At 73.4% G+C, this 16,209-nt stretch carries 19 protein-coding genes; 9 read left to right on the top strand and 10 right to left on the bottom strand.

The window, feature by feature from the left end; all coding sequences use genetic code 11:
• Positions 1-69 precede the first annotated feature (69 nt).
• Complete coding sequence (gene sigC, locus KZQ38_RS32860; protein ID WP_219447902.1) at positions 70-639, bottom strand: RNA polymerase sigma factor SigC; 570 nt, start codon at positions 637-639, stop codon at positions 70-72.
• Between the two features lie 62 nt (positions 640-701).
• Here sigC and KZQ38_RS32855 point away from each other — a divergent pair, with 62 nt between their 5' ends.
• On the top strand, positions 702-1,439 hold the full coding sequence (locus KZQ38_RS32855) for a zf-HC2 domain-containing protein (RefSeq protein WP_219447901.1): 738 nt from the start codon (positions 702-704) through the stop codon (positions 1,437-1,439).
• Between the two features lie 137 nt (positions 1,440-1,576).
• Here the strand turns inward: KZQ38_RS32855 and KZQ38_RS32850 are convergent, their stop codons facing one another.
• Positions 1,577-2,173, bottom strand: coding sequence for a hypothetical protein (locus tag KZQ38_RS32850; RefSeq protein ID WP_219447900.1), 597 nt, complete (start codon positions 2,171-2,173; stop codon positions 1,577-1,579).
• Between the two features lie 161 nt (positions 2,174-2,334).
• Between KZQ38_RS32850 and KZQ38_RS32845 the strand changes: the two genes are divergently transcribed.
• Both KZQ38_RS32845 and KZQ38_RS32840 read left to right on the top strand, forming a co-directional pair.
• Positions 2,335-2,931, top strand: a complete 597-nt coding sequence (locus tag KZQ38_RS32845) for a DUF4291 domain-containing protein (protein WP_219447899.1) — start codon at positions 2,335-2,337, stop codon at positions 2,929-2,931.
• 97 nt (positions 2,932-3,028) lie between these two features.
• On the top strand, positions 3,029-3,445 hold the full coding sequence (locus tag KZQ38_RS32840; protein ID WP_219447898.1) for a pyridoxamine 5'-phosphate oxidase family protein: 417 nt from the start codon (positions 3,029-3,031) through the stop codon (positions 3,443-3,445).
• On the opposite strand, the gene KZQ38_RS32835 is transcribed toward KZQ38_RS32840, so the two are convergent.
• Complete coding sequence (locus tag KZQ38_RS32835) at positions 3,436-4,512, bottom strand: DmpA family aminopeptidase (RefSeq protein ID WP_219447897.1); 1,077 nt, start codon at positions 4,510-4,512, stop codon at positions 3,436-3,438. The genes KZQ38_RS32840 and KZQ38_RS32835 overlap by 10 nt on opposite strands.
• Positions 4,513-5,118, bottom strand: a complete 606-nt coding sequence (locus KZQ38_RS32830) for a TetR/AcrR family transcriptional regulator (RefSeq protein WP_219447896.1) — start codon at positions 5,116-5,118, stop codon at positions 4,513-4,515.
• Positions 5,119-5,256: 138 nt separating this feature from the next.
• Here KZQ38_RS32830 and KZQ38_RS32825 point away from each other — a divergent pair, with 138 nt between their 5' ends.
• The gene (locus tag KZQ38_RS32825) at positions 5,257-6,666 is read left to right on the top strand and encodes an APC family permease (RefSeq protein WP_219447895.1); all 1,410 of its coding nucleotides are present in this window, start codon (positions 5,257-5,259) and stop codon (positions 6,664-6,666) included.
• Here KZQ38_RS32825 and KZQ38_RS32820 read toward each other — a convergent pair.
• Entirely contained in the window at positions 6,594-7,514 is a 921-nt protein-coding gene (locus KZQ38_RS32820; protein WP_219447894.1) for a LysR family transcriptional regulator, read from the bottom strand. The two genes, KZQ38_RS32825 and KZQ38_RS32820, sit on opposite strands and share 73 nt — an antisense overlap.
• 70 nt (positions 7,515-7,584) lie before the next feature.
• Here KZQ38_RS32820 and KZQ38_RS32815 point away from each other — a divergent pair, with 70 nt between their 5' ends.
• Positions 7,585-8,181, top strand: a complete 597-nt coding sequence (locus KZQ38_RS32815; protein WP_219447893.1) for a short chain dehydrogenase — start codon at positions 7,585-7,587, stop codon at positions 8,179-8,181.
• On the opposite strand, the gene KZQ38_RS32810 is transcribed toward KZQ38_RS32815, so the two are convergent.
• Positions 8,171-9,328 carry a helix-turn-helix domain-containing protein gene (locus tag KZQ38_RS32810; protein ID WP_219447892.1) on the bottom strand — a complete coding sequence of 386 codons (1,158 nt, stop codon included), beginning with the start codon at positions 9,326-9,328 and terminating at the stop codon, positions 8,171-8,173. The genes KZQ38_RS32815 and KZQ38_RS32810 overlap by 11 nt on opposite strands.
• Positions 9,325-10,089 carry a hypothetical protein gene (locus tag KZQ38_RS32805; RefSeq protein ID WP_219447891.1) on the bottom strand — a complete coding sequence of 255 codons (765 nt, stop codon included), beginning with the start codon at positions 10,087-10,089 and terminating at the stop codon, positions 9,325-9,327. The genes KZQ38_RS32810 and KZQ38_RS32805 overlap by 4 nt, the downstream gene beginning before the upstream one ends.
• A gap of 110 nt (positions 10,090-10,199) precedes the next feature.
• Here KZQ38_RS32805 and KZQ38_RS32800 point away from each other — a divergent pair, with 110 nt between their 5' ends.
• Positions 10,200-10,748 (top strand): PadR family transcriptional regulator, encoded by a 549-nt coding sequence (locus tag KZQ38_RS32800; protein ID WP_219447890.1) that lies wholly within the window; start codon positions 10,200-10,202, stop codon positions 10,746-10,748.
• Positions 10,745-11,707 carry a hypothetical protein gene (locus KZQ38_RS32795; RefSeq protein WP_219447889.1) on the top strand — a complete coding sequence of 321 codons (963 nt, stop codon included), beginning with the start codon at positions 10,745-10,747 and terminating at the stop codon, positions 11,705-11,707. Before KZQ38_RS32800 ends, KZQ38_RS32795 begins: the two co-directional genes overlap by 4 nt.
• Here KZQ38_RS32795 and KZQ38_RS32790 read toward each other — a convergent pair.
• Positions 11,700-12,029 (bottom strand): MmcQ/YjbR family DNA-binding protein, encoded by a 330-nt coding sequence (locus KZQ38_RS32790; protein ID WP_372452315.1) that lies wholly within the window; start codon positions 12,027-12,029, stop codon positions 11,700-11,702. The genes KZQ38_RS32795 and KZQ38_RS32790 overlap by 8 nt on opposite strands.
• Before the next feature lie 107 nt (positions 12,030-12,136).
• Between KZQ38_RS32790 and KZQ38_RS32785 the strand changes: the two genes are divergently transcribed.
• Positions 12,137-13,132, top strand: a complete 996-nt coding sequence (locus tag KZQ38_RS32785) for a DUF3558 family protein (protein ID WP_219447887.1) — start codon at positions 12,137-12,139, stop codon at positions 13,130-13,132.
• Positions 13,133-13,286: 154 nt separating this feature from the next.
• Positions 13,287-14,729: a flavin monoamine oxidase family protein gene (locus KZQ38_RS32780; RefSeq protein WP_219447886.1), complete on the top strand. Its 1,443-nt coding sequence runs from the start codon at positions 13,287-13,289 to the stop codon at positions 14,727-14,729.
• 4 nt (positions 14,730-14,733) lie between these two features.
• Here the strand turns inward: KZQ38_RS32780 and KZQ38_RS32775 are convergent, their stop codons facing one another.
• Together KZQ38_RS32775 and KZQ38_RS32770 are read right to left on the bottom strand one after the other, a co-directional pair.
• On the bottom strand, positions 14,734-15,243 hold the full coding sequence (locus tag KZQ38_RS32775) for a hypothetical protein (protein ID WP_219447885.1): 510 nt from the start codon (positions 15,241-15,243) through the stop codon (positions 14,734-14,736).
• On the bottom strand, positions 15,234-16,157 hold the full coding sequence (locus tag KZQ38_RS32770; RefSeq protein ID WP_219447884.1) for a hypothetical protein: 924 nt from the start codon (positions 16,155-16,157) through the stop codon (positions 15,234-15,236). Before KZQ38_RS32770 ends, KZQ38_RS32775 begins: the two co-directional genes overlap by 10 nt.
• Positions 16,158-16,209: the final 52 nt, after the last annotated feature.

Genomic DNA, 16,209 nt, shown 5'->3' with positions numbered 1-16,209 from the left:
ACGGCCGATCGCCCTCCACCGTGCCCGCCGGGCGCGCCGGTGGGAGGCCACCGTCCGGGTGATCCGGGGTCAGCCGGTGTCGACGTCCTCGTGGCCCTGGCCGCGCAGCAGGTCCTCCCGTGCCCGCGCGACGCGGGAGCGCACGGTGCCGATCGGGCAGCCCAGCACCTCCGCCGCCTCCGCGTACGACAGGCCGAGGACCTGGGTCAGCAGCAGGGCCTCGCGCCGGTCCGCGGGCAGCGCCGCGAGGAGCAGGTTCAGCTCGACCACGTCCTCGAAGCCCGCCGAGCGCTCCGCCGAGCGCCGGGCGTCCGACGCCTGCTGGAAGTCGGCCGACCAGGCGATCGCGGGCCGCGCGCCGGCGGTGCGGATGTGGTCCACGACCGTGCGCCGGGCGATGGACAGCAGCCACGTGCGGGCCGAGGAGCGGCCCTCGAACGACGGCAGGCTGCGCAACGCCCGCAGGTACACCTCCTGCGCCAGGTCGTCCGCCCGCCCGGGGTCGGTGAGGTGGGCCACCAGCCGCCACACGTCGCGCTGCGTGGCGCGGATGAAGCGTTCCAGCGCGGCGCGGTCGCCTGCTCCCGCGGCCAACGCCAGGCTCGTCACCGCCTCGTCGTCACCGCGTGAGATCGACACGGTCCCAGGCTAGTGCACAGGACCACGGGAACTCCCAGGGCCTTTTGGACGACAATACGGACGTGGACTGCGACACCTGCCGGGAGGCGCTGTCGGCGCGCCTCGACGGCGAACCCGAACCGGCGCCCGCCGGTGACACCGACGCGCACCTCGCCGAGTGCGCCTCGTGCCGCGCGTGGCAGGAGGGTGCGGCGGCGTTGACGCGTTCGCTGCGCCTGCGCCCGGCCACGCCGACACCCGACCTGGTGGACGCGGTGCTCGCCGCCGCGCCCGAGATGCCGGCCACCCGCGGCTGGTACCCGCGGGTGGGGTTGGCGGGCGTGGCGGTCGCGCAGATCACGCTGGGGTTGAGCCAGGTGCTGGGCACCGGCCCGGAACCGGGCGCGACGGGGCACGGCATCCACGGCGCGAGCGGCAGCCACCTGTTCAACGAGAGCACGGCCTGGAACCTGGCGCTGGGCCTCGGCCTGCTGTGGACGGCGCTGCGCCCCCGCGCCACGACCGGGATGCTGCCCGTGGTGGCCGGGTTCGTGGCGCTGCTCGGCGTGTTCTCGGTGCAGGACCTGATGTCCGGCCAGGCGACGGTGCAGCGGGTCACGTCGCACGCGATCCTCGTGCTGGGGCTGGTGTTGATGGTGGTGGTGCACCGGGGCAGGCGGGACCCGGGCGGGTGGCGGGCGGCCGAGCCCCGGCCCGACGCGCCCGACCTCGGCGCCGACGAGGGTCCGGGCGAACCGGAGGAGGAGGTGCGGGAGGCGCGGCCCCGGCTCCGACCGGTGAGCAGGCAACGGGCCGCGTAGCCGCGTGGGCGCTCCACCGCCGGGTGAGGGTGGTGGAGCGCCGCACGGGACGCGCGTGGCCGGGAGTGGCGGGAAGGGCCGACGCGGAGCGGGTTTCCCGGTGCGGCGGGCGGGGCCCGATCACCCCGCCGGGTGGCTCACTTCGCCCAGAGCACGGCCTTTTCGCCGTTGTAGTCGTCGACGTTGTAGGCGGCGTGCGCCAGGACCGCGTCGTCCTTCGCGCCCGCCAGGTCGCACGTCTCGTACTTCGCACCCGGCGTGTTGAAGCCCTCGCCGGCGGACTTCGAGTCGCACTCCGCCGAGTCGCCCGCGAGGCCCACCATGCCCTTGCGGGTGCCGTCCGCGGCGCGGCCGACGAGCGAGATCACCAGGTTGCTCAGGTCGTCGCCGCGCACGTACTCCACCGTGTACTTGATCCGGTACGGCGTCACGCCGGTCACCTGCTCCGCCGGGAACCGCGCCAGGTCCTCGGGCGTGCCCTGCTCGATCGCCGTGACCGTGACGTTGACGGTGCCCTTCCGCTCGTCACCGTAGGAAACCGGGAGCACCGCGGCCTCGCCGACCTTCAACCTCATGCCGGGGCTGGTGTGGCCGTCGGCGGTCGTGGGTTCGGCCGGGGTCTCCCTCGTGGTCGTCCGGTCGGCCTTGCCCTTGTCGGCGGCTTCCGGTGCCTTGGGGCCGCACGCCGCCAATGCGAGGATGGCCACGGCGACGAGCAGGGGGACGTGCTTCACGGTTCTCCTCGGGGATGCGGACGGCGGTCCGCGCGGGACGGTAGCCCTCGTGGTGACACCGCGGTGTCGGTCGTTCACACCACATCGGACCGGAAATCGGTTCGATCGGCGCGCGCCCGGTGTGCGAGGGTCGGGCGGTCCCGAGACGACGGAGCAGCAGCATGACGGGTTTGCGGCAGATCCGCGCCGACTACGACCGCGACACCATCGTGGTGTACCAGGCGTACCCGCCCGCGATCGCCGACGCCGCGCTGGCGGCGGGCCGGTTCACGGCCCCGTTCTCGTTCACCCGCATGACGTGGCTCAAACCGTCGCTGCGGTGGCTGGCGCACCGCAGCAACTGGGCCCGCAAGCCCGGCCAGGAACGCGTCCTCGCGGTGCGCGTCACCCGCGACGGCTGGACGCACGCGCTGTCCCGGGCCGTGCTCACCGCGCCGGACCGGGCCGTGCACGCCAGTGCGGCGGCGTGGGCGGAATCCTTCGACCGCGCCGAGGTGCACGTCCAGTGGGACCCGGAGCGGACGCTGCGCGGTGCCGCGCTCAACCACTACAGCATCCAGGTCGGCGTCGGCCGCTCGCTGATCCGCGCCTACGCGGAGGAGTGGGTCACCGGGCTGACCGACATCACGCCCACCGTGCGGCGGATCGCGGACCTGGTCCACGCGGGACAGCACGCGCGGGCACAACGCCTGCTGCCACCGGAACGCCCGTACCCGCTCGACCCGGCCATCGCCCGGCGCATCAACGCCGACGGGTGACGGCACGCACGCGCATCCATCGCAGACGCGCACGCATGGCACGTCATCCCGCGACGCGGTTCGCTGGACGGGTCAAGCGAAACAGGAGGACCCAACCATGCCGGTGATGACCGAGGCGCAGCGCGAGGCCTTCCTGGCGGAGGCGCACGTCGGCGTGATCAGCATCGCCCGCCCCGACGGCCCGCCGCTGGCCGTGCCGATCTGGTACGACTACACGCCGGGCGGCGTGGTGCGGGTGCAGACGGGGCCGGAGTCGGTGAAGTACCGCCTGCTGACCGCCGCCCGGGAGTTCAGCCTCGTCGCGCAGGAGGAAACCCTGCCGTACCGGTACGTGAGCGTGTCCGGGCCGGTGGTGGCGGTCGAGGAGAAGACCTCCGCGGCGGACCTGGCGGCGATGACCCACCGCTACTTCGACCCCGTCCGAGCGGCCGAGTACCTGAGGTCGATCGAGGGGCACACCATCGCCACCTTCCACATGCGCCCGGAGCGCTGGTACTCCACCGACTACAGCTGAAGCTCGGCGCGGAGGCGGTCCACCGGCAGCGCGGGCGAGTGGCGACCACCCCGGCCCACCATGGTCTCCGCCGCCAGCAGGGCGTTGAGGACCGCCTCCTCCGTCGCGTGCACCACGGCCGCGTAGAAGTCGTCGATCCGGTTCCACGGGACGTGGCGCAACTCGTCGTGACCCGGCTCGCCCTCGGGGAACGCCGACGGCGTCATCGCGCCCGCGTTGCCGGTGGAGAACGCCAGGAAGATGTCGCCGGAGAAGTGCGAACCGGTGGTGCCGGTGCGCGCCAGGCCCAGCGGCACGCGGCGGGCCAGCGCGGTGCACTGGCCGGGCAGCAGCGGCGCGTCGGTGGCCACCACCGCGATCACCGAACCGGCTCCGGGCGGGGTGCGCCACGCGCCCTCCGCCATGGGGTTGTCGTCCGCGAGCGCTTCGCCCACCGGCACCCCGGTGACGACGAGTTCGTGGCGTGCGCCGAAGTTCGCCTGCACGAACACGCCGACCGTGTACGAGTCCGCGCCGTAGGCGACGACGCGCGAGGACGTGCCGTTGCCGCCCTTGAAGCCGTAGCAGTTCATGCCCGTGCCGCCGCCGACCGAGCCTTCCACCACCGGACCGGGCCGCGCGGCGTCGATCGCCGCCACCGCGTGCTCCGGCCGCACGTGCGGACCGTTGATGTCGTTGAGGTAGCCGTCCCACGTCTCCGCGACGACCGGCAGCAACCACTGGTCCGCCACGGCGGGCTTCTCCCGCGCCACCCAGTCGATCACGCCCCGGTGGCACGTGCCGACCGCGTGCGTGTTGGTCACCAGCACCGGCAGCCGCAACTGACCGGTCTCGGCGATCATCGCGGTGCCGGTCATCTCGCCGTTGCCGTTGAGCGAGAACCAGCCCGCCGCGCACGGCACGTCGAAGTCAGCGCGACCACGCGGCAGTACCGCCGTCACGCCGGTGCGGACCGACTCGCCCTCGACGAGGGTCGTGTAGCCGACCTCGACCCCCGGCACGTCGGTGATCGCGTTGTGCGGACCGGTTTCCCCGGTCAGCCGCAGTCCCAGCTCACGTGCGCGCATTCACGCCTCCAGGTCGCATCGGGTGGCGTCGGCCGCGTACGCCAGGAGGATGGATTCGGCCTGCGGGTTGGTGAACGTGGGCACGGCCTGCGTGATGTGCAGCCCCAGCCCGTCCTCCAGGGCGACCAGGCCGCGGGCGATGGTCGTCGCGTCCCGCGTCAGGTCGAACACCCCGGTGGCCGCGCCCGCTTCGAGGACCGAGGTGTAGAGCGCGACCTGCCGCTCGCACAGCCGGATGTGCTGCGCGGCGTACGCCGCGTCGCGGCGGGCGTGCGCGCCGAGTTCGTAGATCAGCACGCACAGCTCGTCGTCGCGCCCGGTCGGCAGGCCCGCCCGGATGGTCTCCACGAGCCTGCGCCGCGGGTCGGGTTCCCGGCGGGCCGCGGCCTCGCGGTCCACGCAGAACCGCTCGATGGCCTCGCGCTGCACCTCGCGCAGCAGGTCGCCCAGGGACGGGAAGTAGTAGAGCACCGACCCGGTGGACATGGCGGCCTGGTCGGCGACATCACGCAACCGCAGGTCGAGGACGCCCCGGTCCAGGACGGCCTGCCGGGCGGCGGCGACCAGCTCCCCGCGCTTCTCGTGTGCGCGGCTCGGTCTCGGCATGGCCCGATTGTTGGGGTGATCTTCAGGAAACGCAAGGGGGGCGTGTCACGGCAAAGACGTAGCCAGACATGATATTGACGTCATCGCGGCCGAGTTCTTTGATGGCCAGTCAAAGAACCGCGACCGAGGAGACCCGCCATGTCCGGTCCGTCGTCCTCTCCGCCGAACCCACCCGCCCCGGCGTTGCGCCGCGGGTTGAAAGTCGTGGGCACGCTGCTCATCACGCTGTCCGCGATCTCGCCCGCGTCATCGGTCTTCATCATCGCGCCGGGGGTGGTGGGGCAGGCGGGCAGCGGTGCGCTCTGGAGCTTCCTCGTCGCCGCCGTCGTCGGCGTGTTCATGGCGTTCGTGTACGCGGAGTTGGCGTCGGCCTACCCGCTCAGCGGCGGCGAGTACGCCATCGTCGCGCGCACCCTCGGCAGGCTGCCCGGTTTCGTCACGCTGGGGCTGCTGATGGTCACCCAGCTGCTGATCATCGCGGTCATCGCCCTGGGCGTCGGCACCTACCTGGAGGTGCTGGTGCCCGGCCTGCCGGGTCCGGTGGTGGCCGCCGCGGTCACGGCGGGCACCACCGCGCTCGCCGTGTTCGACGTGCGGCTCAACGCGTGGATCACCGGCGTGTTCCTGGTGGTCGAGATGCTGGCGCTGGCCGTGGTGACGGCCCTCGGCCTGGCCGACCCCGCCCGACCGGTCGGCGACCTGCTGGCCGACCCGGTCGCGGCGGCCGACGGCGTCGTCGGACCGGCGTCGGTCGGCGTGATCGCCGCCGCGGCGGCCGTGGCCATCTTCTCCTACAACGGCTACGGCTCCGCGGTGTACTTCGGCGAGGAGACCGCGAACGCGCACCGGGGCATCGCCCGCGCGATCCTCTGGGCGCTGGCCATCACCGTGGCGTCCGAGCTGATTCCGGTCACCGCCGTGCTGCTCGGCGCGCCGTCGTTGGGCGAACTCTTCGCGGCGGACAACATGATGAGCTATTTCGTCACGGCACGCGCGGGCACCGCGGTCAACACGGTGATCAGCCTCGCCGTCGCGCTGGCCATCCTCAACGCCGTGCTGGCGATCATCCTCATCACGTCCCGGATGGTGTTCAGCACCGGCCGCGACGCCGTGTGGCCGGGCAACATCAGCCGCAACCTCGCCGCGATCCACCCGCGCACCAACACGCCGTGGGTCGCCACCATCGCCACGGGCGCCTTCGCGACGCTGCTCTGCTTCGTGGACGAGGACTTCCTCCTGGTGGTCACCGCCACGTCGATCGTCGCCGTCTACGCGGCGCTGTGCCTGGCCGTGGTCGCCGGGCGGCGCAACGGTTCCACCGCGCACGCCGCGTACCGGATGCCGCTGTTCCCGGTCGCGCCCGTGCTGGCGCTGGCCGCGCTGGCGTACGTGGTGTGGCAGAACGCGGTGGACCCGGTGGTCGGGCGGCCGAGCCTCGCCATCACGGTCGGTATCTGCGTGGTGTCCGCGTCGTACTACCTGCTGGTGGTGCGCAGGCGTGGCGCGTGGGTGTTGCGCGGCCCCGGGAGCGACGACGAACCCTCCTGACGGAGCAGGAACCCGGCGGCGTGGTCGCGGAACGCGTGCGTCGCCGGGTGCGTCGGGGAGTGCGGCCACACCAGGTGCACGGTCACCGGCGCGGCGTCGGCCAGCGGCAGGTACCGGACGCCGGGGTGCGGGTGGCTCTCACTGGTGGCCGCGGTGGTGACGCCGACCGCGTCGCCGGTCGCGATCGTGGTCACCCACTCGTCCGCGCCCGGCACCTCGAACGTGCCGGGACGCATGTCCTCGGGCCACAGCTCGGCGTTCGTCGTGGCGGCCGTCGCGCACAGCGCCACGCGTTGATCGGCGAGGTCGGCCAGGGCCAGCGCGGCGCGGGCCGCCAGCGGGTGGTGCTCGGGCACCGCAGCGACCCTCGGCTCGGCGTACAGGGCGTGCCAGGCCAACCCCGGCCCGTCCGGCCGCAGCCGCGTGAACGCCACGTCCACCCGGCCCCGGCGCAGGTCGGCCGCCGGGTCGGCGCAGCGGCGGACGCGGACCTCGGTGTCCGGGTGGTCGGCACGCCAGTCACGCAGCAGCGGCACGGTGTGCCTGCCCAGCGCGGCCCACGCGAAGCCGACGCGCAGCGGGCGGGGACCGGCGGACGCCTCGGTGAGCGCGTCGTCGAGCAGGCCGAGGATGCGGTGCGCCTGCTCCCACAGCCGCTGCCCGGCGCCGGTGAGGGCGAGGCGGCGCGTGGTGCGCTCCACCAGCCGGGTGCCGAGGCGTTGTTCGAGCTGCTCCAGGGTCCGCGACAACGCGGGCTGGCTGATCCGCAGCGCGATCGCGGCGTCGGTGATGGTGCCCTCGTCACCGATGGCCGCCAGCGCCCGCAGGTGCCTCAGCTCCACATCCATGACCCGGGAGCATAAGTGGCTCGCGTGGGGCATTTCCGCCGACATGCGATCCGGTCCTAGCGTCACCGGCATGAAGATCCTGCTCATCGGAGCCTCCGGCACGCTCGGCACCGCCGTCCACCACGCGCTGGTCTCCCGCGGCCACGAGGTCCGCACCGCCGGGCGCGGTTCGGGCGACCTGCGCTTCGACTTCACCGACCCGTCCGGGGTCACCTCCCTGTACGACGCCGCCGGCACCGTGGACGCCGTGGTCTGCGCGGCGGGGCCGGTGCCGTTCAAACCGCTCGCCGACCTCACCGCCGAGGACTTCCGCGCGGGCGTCGACGGCAAGGTGCTCAGCCAGGTCGAGCTGGTCCGCCAGGGCGTGTCGCGCATCGCCGAGCGCGGGTCGTTCACGTTGATCACCGGCGTGCTGGCGCGTGAGCCGGTCGTCGGCGGCAGCGCGGCGTCGCTGGCGAACGGCGCGCTGGAGTCCTTCGTGCGCGCCGCCGCGATCGAGATCGCGCCGCGGCGGGTGAACGCCGTCAGCCCCACCGTGTTCACCGAGAGCCTGCCCGACTACGGCGACTTCTTCCCCGGTGTGCCGCCGGTGGACCTGGTCGCGGTCGCCCGCGCGTACGTGCGGTCGGTCGAGGGCGCGCAGACCGGCCAGGTGTTCATCCCGTAGGCGAGCCCGGACGGTCCGGGGCGGGTGCCGCCGGGGTCCGGGTGTCCGCGGGCGCCGGGACCCGGGCGGTGACCGTCCGGAACAGCTCGGCGGGCACCCTGCACTGCCCGATCAGCGCGTCCTCGCCCACACCGGCCTGCGCCAGCAGCTCCACCGCGCGCGGCAGCAGGGACGGCTGCTCCATCGCCGTCACGAGACCGGGCTCGCCGCGCCGCCAGCCGCGTGCCGAGATCGTCGCCATCGCGTTGCGGTAGGACACGTCGCCCAGCCTGCCCAGCCAGCGCGCCCGGTACAGCAACGCCTGGATGCTGACGCCCCACCGCTCCTTCAAGCGCGCCAACGACTCCCACACCGCGCCGCCCATGGACGCGGGCAGCAGCCCGCGGATCTCGGCGGCGGGCATCAGCAGTTCGGCGGCGAACCGGTGCGCCTGGTCCTCCACGACCCGGCCGCCGGGCTCGGCGTCGCCGTGCATCACCAGGTGGCCCAGCTCGTGCGCCACGTCGAACCGCTGCCGGTAGTAGTCGTGCTTGACCGGGTTGAGCACCACGACCGGCCGCAGCCCGCTGTCGAACGAGTATGCGTCCACGGACGCGGAGCGCGGCGGGCTGAACACCACCAGCACGCCGCGGTGCTCCAGCGCGCGCACCAGGTGCCCGAGCGGTCCGGGCCCGAGGCCCCACCGCTCGCGCACCAGCCGCGCGGCCCGCTCGGGGCCGTCGCCGTCCGGGTCGTCCGCCGCCACCGGCAGGTCCGGCACGTCCGGGTCGGGGAACTCGACGTGCCGCTCCAGGCCGCGGGCCACGTCCACGGCCACCTGCCCGTAGGCGGAAGCCTGGTCGCGGGCGAGCTGGCTGGTCGAGCGCAGCGACCGGAAGTGCGGCGGTCCGCTGCGCGTGGCCACGTCGTCCGGCCGCACGGCGAAGAAGCCGGGGTCGACGGCCAGGCTCAGGGCGAGCTGCGCCACGGTCGCCGCGGTGGGCCGCTTCGCGCCCGACTCCCAGGCCGCCACGGCGGTCGGGCTCTTCCCGACCCGTGCGGCGAGGTCGCTCTTGCGCAGGGCCGCGAGCCTGCGGGCGAGGGTGAGCCGGGACCCGTCGAACAGCGGGGCGACGTCCGCCGCCCGCGTGGTGGTGCGTGGGTTCACCGCTCGCCGGCCCCGGCGCGGTCGGTGTGGTCGGCACGGTCGGCACGCAGGCGCACCGGTGCGTCCGGCGCGGTGTCCGGTGCGATCGACAGCGGCTTCGCGGCGGTCCGGCGGCGGCTCGCGCCCTGCTCGGCACGCAGCACGTCCGCACGCCACGCCCACGCCGGCCCGCCGCCCGCGTTCGGCTTGGGGCGACCGATGATCAGCTCCGCCTGCCGGCTCACCGGGTCGAGGCTGTGCGCGACGACGTAGGTGTCCAGGTCGAGTGGGCGCGTGGAGTCGCCCAGGTCGTCGAACAGCGACGGCTGCACGGGGTTGGGCTCGCGCTGGAGCGCGACGCGCTGCTTGGTGCCGCTGCGCCGACCCCACGACAGGTCGTCCAGCTTGCCGAACTCACCCGCCGCGAGCAGGAACCGGCGGTGGCCCACCGCCCAGCCGGGGCTGTTGTTCAGGTTCGACCGCAGCACCACGCCCGGCGCGACGCGCGGCATCCGCTCGATGTCGCGCTCGGAGAGCCGCGCGTACAGCTCGTCCAAGCCGTCGTGCTCGTCCGGCGCCGCGTACCGCTCGCAGTGGAAGACGCGGTCCAACCTGTTGCGGAACAACGTGAAGCGCGTGTTGCCCAGCCACGCCGCGTCGTGGCCGTCGGCCTCGGAGAAGTCCTCCAGGGCGCGGGTGGTCGCGGACACGTACGCCCACCGCAGGCCCGCCAGCACGCCCGCCGCGTCGAACTCGGCGAGGACTTCCCGCTGTTCCGTCATGGCTTCGAACCTACCTCGTGACCAGCAAATCGCGCGGGAAACCAAACCGGCGCGTCGGCGGCGCACGGGACCGCTTGCGCGATAGACGTATTCGTCTATATGGTGGCGCCATGCCATCGGACGCGTCGCACAACAGCCTCGTCCTGCCGCTGCTCGGCCTGCTGGTCGAGCAGCCGGCCCACGCGTACGACCTCACCGGGCGGCTCAACGAGCGCTACGGCCACCTCACCGCCACTCGCAGCACCGTCACGTCACTGCTGAAAACCCTGGAGAGGAACGGGTTCCTCGTCGCACGCACGCCCGAAAGCGTCGGCAACCGCCCTCCCCGCACCACCTACGAACTCACCGAGCAGGGCGTGGCCGACTTCCGCGCCCGGGTCGAAACCGGTGTGGCGCGGGCACTCCCGGCGTCGGTCGACTTCACGCTCGCCGTGTCGTACCTCGGCGTCGTGCCGGCGGCGCGGGCGGAGGAGGTGTTGCGGGCACGGGCCGAACGGCTCACGGGCGAGCTGGCCGACCTGGTCCTGCCCGCGCACGTGCCGGAGGTGCACATGCTGGAGGTCCCGTACTGGCGGTCGATCGTCACCACCGAGATCGCCTGGCTGCGCGAGTCGGCGGACCGCATCCGCACCGGCGACCTCGACTGGGGTGCGCGATGAGGTTCGGCATCTACCCGGGTGGCCGCGCGGGGCCGGTCTCCGCGCGACCGGACGACCGCGTGGCGGTCGACGCGCTGGTCGGCGAACTCGCCGGCGGGCGGCCGTTCGCGGTGCGCGAGTACGTCCACTTCTTCGACGCGGCCACACCCCCGGACGTGATCACGAGCCTCGGCGCGGACCACGGCCTCGACCACCTGACCATGCCCGACGAGTGGTACGCCGCGGCCGGGCGCGAGCTGGACCTGGTCGTCAGCTACCTGCCCCGGCGGGCGGACGTGCCGGGCTGGCTGCGGTTCCTGGACGAGGTGGTCGACCGCTACGGCCACCTGGCGCGCTGCCTCCAGGTGACGCTGGAGCCGAACTTCCCGATCCCGTTCATCGACGGCAGCTCGCCCGGCGTCCTGGACGCGCTCACCGCGGGCGTCCCGCACGCGCGGGCCGCGGTGCGCCGGCGGGGCCTGGACGCGCGGATCGGGTTCTCGGTCGCCGAACCGGCGGAGTGGCTGGGCGGCGACGACGCGTTCTGGGCGCACCTGTCGGCGCTGCCGCACCGGGACTTCGCGGCCCACGTCGACTACGTCGGCCTGGGCACGTACCCGGACGCGTTCTCCCCCGTCGCGCCGGGCGGCACGGCGTCGCTCATCGCGCACGCCCTCCGCCACCTGCGGGAGAACTCGTTGCCCCGGGCCGGCATCCCGGCCGACGTGCCGGTCCACGTCGCCGAGAACGGCAGCCCGAGCGGCGCGCACCGCGACGAGCAGGGGCAGTGCGACTCGCTGACCGACATGGTCACGACGACGCTGGAGCTGGCGGAGGAGCTGAACATCACGCAGTACGAGCTGTTCTCGCTGCGTGACGCGGACAGCGCGAGCTTGGACCCGATCGGCAGCCTCGGCCTGGTCACGGACGCCTACGAGCGCAAGCCCGCGTTCGACGTGTACCGCGGGCTGATCAGGTGAGGGGCCGCGTCGCGGGGTCCGGCGCCGCGGCGACCAGCTCGTCCGGCGCGGTCAACCGCCACGCCTCGAAGACCAGTTCGGACAGCTCGTCCGCGTCGATGCCCGCCAGGTGGACCACGACCCAGCCGAAGCCGCCGGCCGTGAACTGCTCCTCGAACACGTCCGGCCGCTCGGCGACCAGCGCCCGCTGCTCGGACAGCGTCTGCTTCAACCCCACGGTCTGCGTGCGCGGCCAGTAGTAGCCGAACTTCTTCCCGCGCACGCCGAACGAGCTGTAGTGCCCGCTCTCGGTCCGCCGCACCTCGGCGAGCGCGCCGATCATGCGCAGGAACCTGTCGCTCTCCACCGCCACCGTCATTCCCCCGTATTCCGCCCGACAAGTATAAGTACCGGTGCACGCGGTGCCCGCGCTCGCCTAGGCTGCGGTCCATGATCGGCTCGCGGCGGTGGGCGCCTCTCGTGCTGGCGCTGGTGGCGTTTCTCGGCGGGTGCGGCGTGCAGGTGGCGGGCACACCGGTGCCCGTGCCCAACCCCACACCCTGGACGACCCCGAAACCCGACCCGACCGCCGCCGCGCTGCTCGGCGACCTGCCCACGCTCGACCCGTGCGGCCTGGTCGACCCCGCCGACGTGGCGCGGTTCGGCGCGGCCGAGGCCGGGCCGGTCGAGTCGCTGGACCACTGCGCGGTCAAGCTCACCACGCCCGGCGGCGCGCTGCTGGACGTCAGCGCCGGCCTGCTGGACGAGGTGGCGACCGAGGGCGAGCTGAACGCCGAGGTGCGCACCTACTCGGGCGGGCTGCGGATCGCCGTGGAGAAGGGCGACACCGCGCGCTGCGCGCGTCGCCTGGTGTTCTCCGACCTGATCACGCTCACCGTCAGCGTGGACAACTTCTCCGGCGGCGCGGTGACGGCGGCCGGGATGTGCGACGTCGCCGACGTCGCCACCGAGGCCGTCGCCCGGCGCGTGCTCGCCAAGGAGGTCCGGCACCGGGCGTTCCAGCCGAAGTCGCTCGGCCGGATCGACCCGTGCACGGCGGTGACGCCCTCGTCGGTGGCCCGCGTGCCGGGCCTGGCCACGGCCAAGGTGCGCCGCTACCCCGCCGCCCACCAGTGCCGCTGGAGCCCCGACGGCACCGCCGCGCCGCCCCGGATGCGCGTGACGTTCTCCGCCGGCGTGCCGTCCCAGCCGGACGGCAAGAACGTGACGGCGGAGGACGTGGCCGGGCGGCCGGCCACCGTCAGCCGGTCGGGCGGCGGGTCCGTCGTGCTGTGCGGCGTGGAGACCGCGCACATCCCGTTCGAGGGCGGTGTGCGGGAGCTGGCGATCGTCACGGTGACCCTGCCGCCGGGCGGGCAGGTCGACGCGGCGTGCGAGGCGGCGAAGGCGATCGCGGGCGACGTCTGGTCCAAGCTGCCGCGGTAACCGCACTATTCGGGAAAGCGGGTCCCTCGGACGGCAGACACCTGTCACGGACGGGTAGCGCCGCCCGACGCCGCCGTGACCGGGTCGGGGGACGGGACCAGCCGTCCGGGCTGTCCTCCTTGCCCCTCGCCGAACGCCGGCGCGATCGTGGCTCATGGAATTGGACGCGCTCGAACTGCTCCGGGGAGGACTCCCGGAAAGTGCCGCGCCACGGCGGCGGATCGTCGTCGTCGGCGCCGGGATGGCCGGCCTCACGACGGCCATGCTGCTCAAGGACGCCGGTCACGACGTGGTGGTGCTGGAGGGGCAGAACCGGCTCGGGGGCCGCATCCTCACCCACCGCGGTTTCGCGGGCGACATGTACGGCGAGTTCGGCGCGATGCGGTTCCCGGAGCAGCACCCGCTGGTGCAGTGGCTGATCCGGGACCGGTTCGGCCTGGAGACCCGGCCGTTCCCCATGTACGACGAGGACACGTTCGTCTTCCTCCAGGGCAAGGGCGTGCGGCGGCGGGACTTCGACGCGAGCGCGTTCACCTTCGACCTGAGCGCGCGGGAAGCCGAGAGGACACCGCACGACCTGCTGCGGCAGACCGTGCAGCCGCTGGTCGACGTGGTGGAGGGCGAGGAGCCCGGCAAGGCGTGGCAACGGCTGCTGGCGGACTACGACAAGTACACGCTGCTGGGCTACCTCAAGGAACGCGGGCTCGGTGACGGCGCGCTGGCCATGCTCGGCCCGCTGTTCAACCTGGAGAGCCGGTACCACTTCTCGCTCGTCGAGTGGTTCTCCCACTACTACGAGGACGTTTTCGGGCACCTGGTGTACATCGTGGACGGCGCCGACGCGCTGCCGCGCGCGTTCGAGCCGCAGCTGATGGACGACATCCGGCTGGGCGCGCAGGTGCACGCCGTGGAGCAGGACGACCGGCACGTGCGGGTGCACTTCCGCACGGGCAGGCGGTCCCAGGTCGTGACGGCCGACGAGTGCGTCATCACGGTGCCGTTCGCGAGCTTGCGGCACATGGAGATCGAGGGCCTGGACCCGGACAAGTGGTACGCCATCCGCAACACGTACTACGGCCGGGCGCACAAGCTGTTCATGCAGTTCTCCGAGCGGTGGTGGGAAAGCGCGTACGGGATCACGCACGGCCTCACCGTCACCGACCTCGCCATCCGCAACATCGTCTACCCGCCGGCCGGGCAGGACACGCGGTTCCGCAAGGGCGTGATGATCGCGTCCTACTGCTGGGAGCAGGACAGCATGCCGTACACGCCGCTGGCCGCGGAGGAAAGCATCGCGCAGGCGTTGGAGGACCTGGTCAAGATCCACCCGGAGGCGCGGGACACGTTCGAGTTCGGCGTCTACAAGGACTGGGCGCTGGACTGGTTCGCGTGCGGCATCGGTCCGCTGTTCCGGCCGTTCGAGATGAGCGAGGCGTTCTACGACGACGTGATCCGGCCGGTGAACCGGGTGTGGTTCGCGAACGACGCGTGCGACCGCCGCCACCGCCGGTGGGTGGAGGGCGCGTTGAAGGCGGCGGTGAAGAACGCCTACGCCATCCACTCCGGCGTCCGGGACCACATGCCGTGGCGCGACTGAGGATTCAGCACCAGCCGGCGGCGCCCGCGGTGCCGCCCCACTCGAACAGCGACCACCTGCCCGGTCGGTCGAGGGTGCCGCGGGCGAACACGACGACATCGCCCTCGGGTCCGCAGTAGACGTGGCCGCCCTGCTCGACGCGTGGCGGTACCTCCAGCACGCGCGCGACCCGGGGCAGCGCCTCGGGCGCGCCGTCCAGCGCGCGGACCGCCTCGGCGGGCGTCCGACCGCCGAACGACTCCTCCATCTCGGCGGCCAGGGCGGTGAGGTCGCGTCGGCACGCGGCGTCGTGCACGCGACCCGCCGGTCCCAGCAGGACTTCCGGCAACGGCCGCCCCGTGGTGTCGGTGGTCGCGATGGCGCCGCACGGCGGCGAAGCGGGTGATGTGGTGGTGGGCAGCGCGGTCGTGGCCGGCTCCGGGTCGCGGCCGGAGCGCACGACCACCGTGCCGACCACCAGCAGCACGCCCAGGACGACCGCCCAGAGCACCGGATCGCGCGGGTTCAGCGGCACGCCGCACGCCCCAGCCGGGACGGGTCCGGCACCGGCGCGATGGCGAACCCGGTGACGAGCTGGTAGGCGGCGCGGTAGGACGCGAAACCCGGCGCGGTGCATGCGAGGCCGGAGATCCGGAACGGGCGCCCGTCGTCGTTCACCACCACCTCCCCCGTCCCCGTCTCGGACTGGTGGACCACCACCAGTTCGTACTCGTAGGCGCGGACCTCCGCAACCGCGGTCACCACGACCTCGTGCGTCTCACCGGGAGCGAGGTGCACGGTGTGGCCGGGGAAGTACGGCCCCGTCGGCACCTGTTCGCTCCTCACGCCCGATGACGGGTTCTCCACCAGCTTGGTGTCCATCAGCCGCGGGAACGGCTCGTCCAGCGCGAGCAGCACCTCCGACGACGGATCAGCGCCCTGCGGGTTCGCCTCGACCAGGCTGCCGGTGAACACCTCGGTGGCGCGCCGGACGACGGGCCGGATGTCGGTGATGCGCACCGCCCGGTCCGGCGGGCCGGCGAGGTGCAGGCGCACGGTGTGCCGGCGCAGGCTGAACGCACCGCGGTCGCGGCGGACCTCCTCCGCCAGGCGCGGGTCGAGACCACCCGACGGCTGGTTCAAGCGCGCCAACCGCTCCGCACCGGGGAAGTCGGCCGACTCGCTGACGTAACCCCACGGTTTGTGGTCGTTGTAGGACATGTCCACCGACACCCGCGGCGGTGCGGTGCCCGGCCGCTCCTGCCGGGCCAGGATCAGCGCGGCCACGACGACCGCCACCGCGAGCACGGCCGCCGCCGCGACCCACTGCCGCCGCCGCGGTGCGCCCAGGTGCACGCCGCCGTGGATGTCGCGAGCCTGCAACACCTGGTTCGCCGGTCCCCGGTGGACGTTGCGCGTCGCGTCGTCGCCGGCGGAGTCCTCGTTCATCCAACCCCCGTGATCGCGGCGATCATAGCGGCGACCCCACCGGTCCCGACCG

Source organism: Saccharothrix obliqua, assembly GCF_019375475.1.
In the GTDB taxonomy this organism is placed as follows: domain Bacteria; phylum Actinomycetota; class Actinomycetes; order Mycobacteriales; family Pseudonocardiaceae; genus Actinosynnema; species Actinosynnema obliqua.
Note: the sequence above shows the minus strand (reverse complement) of the source record. Positions and strands in the feature narration are given on the sequence as shown.

Coding starts and splice junctions, on each gene's coding strand:
- KZQ38_RS32830 (WP_219447896.1), bottom strand. CDS start 5,118: ATGCCGAGACCGAGCCGCGCACACGAGAAGCGCGGGGAGCTGGTCGCC.
- KZQ38_RS32815 (WP_219447893.1), top strand. CDS start 7,585: ATGAAGATCCTGCTCATCGGAGCCTCCGGCACGCTCGGCACCGCCGTC.
- KZQ38_RS32845 (WP_219447899.1), top strand. CDS start 2,335: ATGACGGGTTTGCGGCAGATCCGCGCCGACTACGACCGCGACACCATC.
- KZQ38_RS32785 (WP_219447887.1), top strand. CDS start 12,137: ATGATCGGCTCGCGGCGGTGGGCGCCTCTCGTGCTGGCGCTGGTGGCG.
- KZQ38_RS32780 (WP_219447886.1), top strand. CDS start 13,287: ATGGAATTGGACGCGCTCGAACTGCTCCGGGGAGGACTCCCGGAAAGT.
- KZQ38_RS32800 (WP_219447890.1), top strand. CDS start 10,200: ATGCCATCGGACGCGTCGCACAACAGCCTCGTCCTGCCGCTGCTCGGC.
- KZQ38_RS32790 (WP_372452315.1), bottom strand. CDS start 12,029: ATGATCGGCGCGCTCGCCGAGGTGCGGCGGACCGAGAGCGGGCACTAC.
- KZQ38_RS32825 (WP_219447895.1), top strand. CDS start 5,257: ATGTCCGGTCCGTCGTCCTCTCCGCCGAACCCACCCGCCCCGGCGTTG.
- KZQ38_RS32805 (WP_219447891.1), bottom strand. CDS start 10,089: ATGACGGAACAGCGGGAAGTCCTCGCCGAGTTCGACGCGGCGGGCGTG.
- KZQ38_RS32835 (WP_219447897.1), bottom strand. CDS start 4,512: ATGCGCGCACGTGAGCTGGGACTGCGGCTGACCGGGGAAACCGGTCCG.
- KZQ38_RS32770 (WP_219447884.1), bottom strand. CDS start 16,157: ATGAACGAGGACTCCGCCGGCGACGACGCGACGCGCAACGTCCACCGG.
- KZQ38_RS32820 (WP_219447894.1), bottom strand. CDS start 7,514: ATGGATGTGGAGCTGAGGCACCTGCGGGCGCTGGCGGCCATCGGTGAC.
- KZQ38_RS32795 (WP_219447889.1), top strand. CDS start 10,745: ATGAGGTTCGGCATCTACCCGGGTGGCCGCGCGGGGCCGGTCTCCGCG.
- KZQ38_RS32840 (WP_219447898.1), top strand. CDS start 3,029: ATGCCGGTGATGACCGAGGCGCAGCGCGAGGCCTTCCTGGCGGAGGCG.